The 4,849-nt window shown below is 63.6% G+C and carries 5 protein-coding genes; 2 read left to right on the top strand and 3 right to left on the bottom strand.

Going from position 1 to position 4,849, the window contains the following annotated elements:
• Positions 1-18: 18 nt before the first annotated feature.
• Complete coding sequence (locus AC1D0P_RS21755; protein WP_477678655.1) at positions 19-390, bottom strand: hypothetical protein; 372 nt, start codon at positions 388-390, stop codon at positions 19-21.
• A 132-nt stretch (positions 391-522) separates the two neighbouring features.
• Positions 523-1,227, bottom strand: coding sequence for a transcriptional repressor LexA (gene lexA / locus AC1D0P_RS21750; protein WP_436154473.1), 705 nt, complete (start codon positions 1,225-1,227; stop codon positions 523-525).
• A gap of 134 nt (positions 1,228-1,361) precedes the next feature.
• Here lexA and AC1D0P_RS21745 point away from each other — a divergent pair, with 134 nt between their 5' ends.
• Complete coding sequence (locus AC1D0P_RS21745; RefSeq protein WP_477678654.1) at positions 1,362-2,309, top strand: asparaginase; 948 nt, start codon at positions 1,362-1,364, stop codon at positions 2,307-2,309.
• A gap of 72 nt (positions 2,310-2,381) precedes the next feature.
• Complete coding sequence (locus tag AC1D0P_RS21740) at positions 2,382-4,067, top strand: M14 family zinc carboxypeptidase (protein WP_477678653.1); 1,686 nt, start codon at positions 2,382-2,384, stop codon at positions 4,065-4,067.
• Between the two features lie 43 nt (positions 4,068-4,110).
• Here AC1D0P_RS21740 and adk read toward each other — a convergent pair whose 3' ends face one another.
• On the bottom strand, positions 4,111-4,767 hold the full coding sequence (gene adk / locus AC1D0P_RS21735; RefSeq protein ID WP_477678652.1) for an adenylate kinase: 657 nt from the start codon (positions 4,765-4,767) through the stop codon (positions 4,111-4,113).
• Positions 4,768-4,849 lie beyond the last annotated feature (82 nt).

Here is a 4,849-nt window from a genome sequence, read left to right as displayed (position 1 = left end):
AGAGCGGGCAGGGCCTTTCTATTGCAAGGCGGCCTCGCGCTGGGCCATGCGCTCAAGCTCCGCGCAGACGTCGGCCATGCGGCCGGAGATAACCATGCGGCCGGCGCAAGCCGGGCCGACATTGGCGTCGAATTCGCGCACGATGCGCAGGCGGCTGGGCGTGGGGTTGCGGGGCCTTGCCTTGCCGGCTTGGGTGGCTTCGCGCGGCGCAACGGCGACACCCGAGGAAAAAGGTAATGCCAGCTGGCCGGCCGCGCGCTGGGCACGCATAGGTGTGGAAAAACGGCTGGCCCTGCTGTGCTGTGCGGGCACAAACCAGGCTGCCAGCGCCTGCACGGGAGCCAGCAGGAGAGACAGAAGGGGTGAATGTGAAAAACTGACGATTCCCATGATGAACTCCTGTATGAGAGAGGTTTACACAGGCAGGATTTCGGACCGGCTACAGCCGGCAGGGCCGCTGCACCAGGGTGTTGGCCATACAGCCAAACGCCCGCCACCTGGTGCGTGGCCGGATTGGAAGGCTTACATCAGCATGGTGTTGCGTATCAAACCGACGGCCAGGCCTTCGAGTTCAAACGGCTCACCGGGCTCGACCACAATGATGTTGAAGTCGGGGTTTTCGGGCAAAAGCTCGATCAGATTCTTGTTGCGGCGAAAGCGTTTGACGGTGACTTCATCGCCGAGACGGGCCACGACGATCTGGCCGTTCTTGGCTTCCTTGGCCTGTTTGACGGCCAGCAGGTCGCCGTCCATGATGCCGACGTCGCGCATGCTCATGCCGCGAACCTTGAGCAGGTAGTCGGGCTGGCGCTGGAACAGGCTGCTTTCAAAATAATAGGTTTGCTCGATATGTTCCTGCGCGAGAATCGGGCTGCCAGCAGCAACCCGCCCTACCAAAGGTAGGGCGAGCTGGGCCAGGCTTTGCAACGGCAGGGAAAACTGTTTGGTGCGCGATTCGTTGATGGAACGCAGGGTGTCGCCGCGCAGGCGTATGCCGCGTGAGGTGCCGCTGACGAGTTCAATGACGCCTTTGCGGGCCAGCGCCTGCAGGTGCTCTTCGGCGGCGTTGGCGGACTTGAAACCCAGTTCATTCGCGATTTCGGCGCGGGTTGGGGGTGCGCCGGTGCGGGCAATGGCGCTCTGGATCAGTTCCAGGATTTGTTGCTGGCGCGCCGTGAGCTTGGGACCTTCGGAGGGAAAATGCGGGAAATCAGCGAGGATGCTCATGGCGGGACTCCTATAGTTCTTCAGAGTTAAAGGCAGAGTTGAGGGCTGCAAACCGTTTGCCTGCCGTCGACCTGTTTTAATATCCAGTACCTGTATTTTCATCCAGTTTTTAAAAGATTGCAAGATCACTTTCCATGCATCCTCAAAATATTGTGATTCTGGGCACCGGCGGCACGATCGCCGGCCGGGCTGCCAGTGTGTCGGACAACATCGGTTACACCGCCGCCCAGGTGGGCGTTGAGGAGTTGCTGGCCGCCATCCCCGCCCTGGCGCAGGCCGGCACCGTGCTGACGGAGCAGGTGGCGCAGGTTGATAGCAAGGACATGAGTTTTGCGGTGTGGGCCAAGCTGGCCGCGCGCGTCAGCCATTACCTCGCGCAGCCCGACGTCCAGGGCATCGTCATCACCCACGGCACCGATACGCTGGAGGAAACCGCTTTTTTTCTGCAAGCGCTGTTGGCGCCGGCCAAACCCGTGGTGCTGACTTGCGCAATGCGCCCGGCCACGGCGCTGGTTCCTGATGGGCCGCAAAACTTGCTGGATGCGGTGGCCGTGGCGCGCCACGCGGGAGCGCAGGGCGTGGTCGCGGTGTGCGCCGGCGTCGTCCACGGTGCGGCGGACGTCCAGAAGGCGCATACCTACCGGCTTGACCCTTTCAGTTCGGGCGACGCCGGACCCATCGGCTATGTGGAGGAAGGGCGGCTGAGGCAGTTGCGCAGTTGGCAGCAAGCTCAGGCGGGCCGCGCGCAGGCCGCTGCACAAACCATCGCCAGCCTGGCCAGCACCGCCGTGCCCCGTGTCGAAATCCTCATGAACCATGCCGGCGCCGGCGGCGCCATCGTGCAGGCCTTGCAGGCGCAGGGCGTGCAAGGATTGGTGGTGGCCGGCACCGGCAACGGCAGCCTGCACCACGAACTGGAGGCTGCCTTGCTGAAGGCGCAAGCCGCGGGCGTCAAGGTCATTCGCGCCAGCCGCTGTACCGCCGGACGGGTGCTGCCGACCCCGGCTGACGCAATTCCGGATTCAGAAGGCCTGAGCCCGGTCAAGGCCAGGGTCCAACTGATCCTGCAACTGCTGGCCTGATCACCCGAGCCCGGTAGCGCTGGCGCACCGGGTTCCACCCCATTCCTTTTGAACTTTCGCGGACGACCTTCCATGCAAACCCCGTACGAACTCGGCAACCAGAACCAGACCACGACCTGGGATGCCTGCATCCGGTTTTACGAAGCGCTGGCGCTGCGCTGCCCCGGCGTCCTGCAGTTTTCGCAGATTGGCGTTTCCGACGCCGGCGTGCCCCTCCACGCGGGCATCGTGAGCGCCGACGGCGTGTTTGACCGTGAGCAGATCCGGCAAGCGGGGCGCGCTGTCTTTTTCAACAACAACGGCATCCACCCCGGCGAGCCCGAAGGCGTAGATGCCTGCATGGCGCTGGTGCGCGACCTGTGCCTGGAGCCCGAGCGCCTGGCCGCGCTGGGCAGCACGGTCTACCTGTTCATCCCGGTCTACAACGTCGACGGCAGCTGCAACCGTGGTGATGCCAGCCGCGTCAACCAGGACGGGCCGGAGGCCTTCGGCTTTCGCGGCAACAGCCTGCACCTCGACCTGAACCGCGACTTCATCAAGTGCGACAGCCTCAACGCGCAGCTGTTCAACCGCTTCTTCACGGCCTGGGACCCGGACGTGATGGTTGATACCCACACTTCCAACGGCGCTGACTACAGCTACACCATGACGCTGATCCACACCCAGGCCGACAAGCTGGGCGGCGGCCTGGGCGCGTTCCTGCGGGAGCGCATGCTGCCGGTGATTTACCAGGGCATGGAGGCGCGCGGCTGGCCGACCTGTCCCTATGTGAATCCCGTGCATGTGAGCCCGGACCAGGGGATTGCCGATTTCCTGGAGGTGCCGCGGTTCTCGACCGGCTATGCGGCGCTGAACCACACCATAGGCTTCATGCCCGAGACCCATATGCTCAAGCCCTTCAAGGATCGCTATGAGTCCATGCGCGCGCTGCTGGATGTGACGCTGGCGTTCACGGTGGCGAACGCGCCGGAGATCCAGGCGCTGCGGCGGCAGGCCCGGCAAGCGGCGGGCGGCAGGACGCATTGGCCTGTCCGCTGGAAGCTCGATGAAACCCGCCGCTCGCGCCTGCGTTTCAAGGGCTATGCAGCGCTGCGCTCGCCCAGCTTGCTGGGCGACTACCAGCGCCTGTCTTACGACAGAGACCAGCCCTGGGAGCGCGAGATCGACTACTTCACGCACTTCTCGGAAGAAGTTTCCGTGCCCGCGCCCCTGGCCTACGTCGTCCCGCAAGCCTGGCGCGCCGTGATTGAACGCCTGGACTGGAATGGCGTTCGTATGGAGCGCCTGGGCGCAGCCCGCACGGTTCAGGCTCAGGTCAGCCGTATCAAGAGCGTCCAAAGCCGCGCCGGCGCCTATGAAGGCCACATGTTCCATGACGAGGTCAGGCTGGAGACCAGCCTGGAGGCCGTCGAACTGCAGGCCGGCGACTGGTGGGTGCCGCTGGACCAGGACAAGGCCCGTTATGCCGTCGAAACGCTAGAGCCACAGGCGCACGACAGCTTCTTCCGTTGGGGATTTTTCAACAGCATCCTCGAAAAGAAAGAGCATTTCTCGGACTACGTCTTCGAAGACCTGGCGCTGCAGCTGCTCAAGGACGAGCCTGCGCTACGCGCGCGTTTTGAGCAGTGGAAGGCGGCCAACCCCCAACTGTTGTCGGATCCCCAGCAGGTCCTGGGCTTTATCTTCGAGAACTGCGCGCGCCACGCCGAGCCGCAATGGCGCCGCTATCCGGTGCTGTCGATTTTTGAGCGCCCATGAAAAAAGCCGTCGGAAGACGGCTTTTTTGTGAACCTGCGAGGGCCTAAGCGGACAGAGCTTCGAGGGCGCGCGCCGTGATCTGGTCTACCGTGCCCATGCCGCTGATGGCGCGGTACTTGGGTGCGGCGTCGGGCGCGACCTTGGCCCAGCCGGAGTAGTAGTCCACCAGCGGGCGGGTCTGGGCGCTGTAGACCTCCAGCCGCTTGCGCACGGTTTCTTCCTTGTCGTCTTCGCGCTGGATCAGCGGCTCGCCGGTCACATCGTCCTTGCCCTCAACCTTGGGCGGGTTGAATTTGACATGGTAGGTGCGGCCCGAGGCGGGGTGCGAGCGGCGTCCGCTCATGCGCTCAATGATGGCCTCGAAGGGCACGTCGATTTCCAGCACATAGTCGAGTTTGACACCCGCCGACTTCATCGCGTCGGCCTGGGGGATGGTGCGAGGGAAACCGTCGAACAGAAAGCCCTTCGCGCAATCGGACTGGGCAATACGTTCCTTCACGAGGTTGATGATCAGGTCATCGCTGACCAGCGCGCCGGCATCCATGATTTTTTTGGCTTCAATTCCCAGAGGTGTGCCGGCCTTGACGGCCGCGCGAAGCATGTCGCCGGTGGAAATCTGGGGGATGCCGTACTTCTGGCAGATGAAGGTCGCTTGCGTCCCCTTGCCCGCGCCAGGCGCGCCCAACAATATCAGTCTCATGGATGTCCTCGGATTTTATGAATTCGTGAAGCCAACCCCGGGCCGGCGCGCCGGTTACCGATGGGGTTGCTTGGGGCAGGTG

This window comes from Polaromonas sp. P1_G2 (assembly GCF_056405515.1).
The sequence above is the reverse complement of the archived record's forward strand: the minus strand, read 5'-3'. Positions and strand labels throughout refer to the sequence as shown.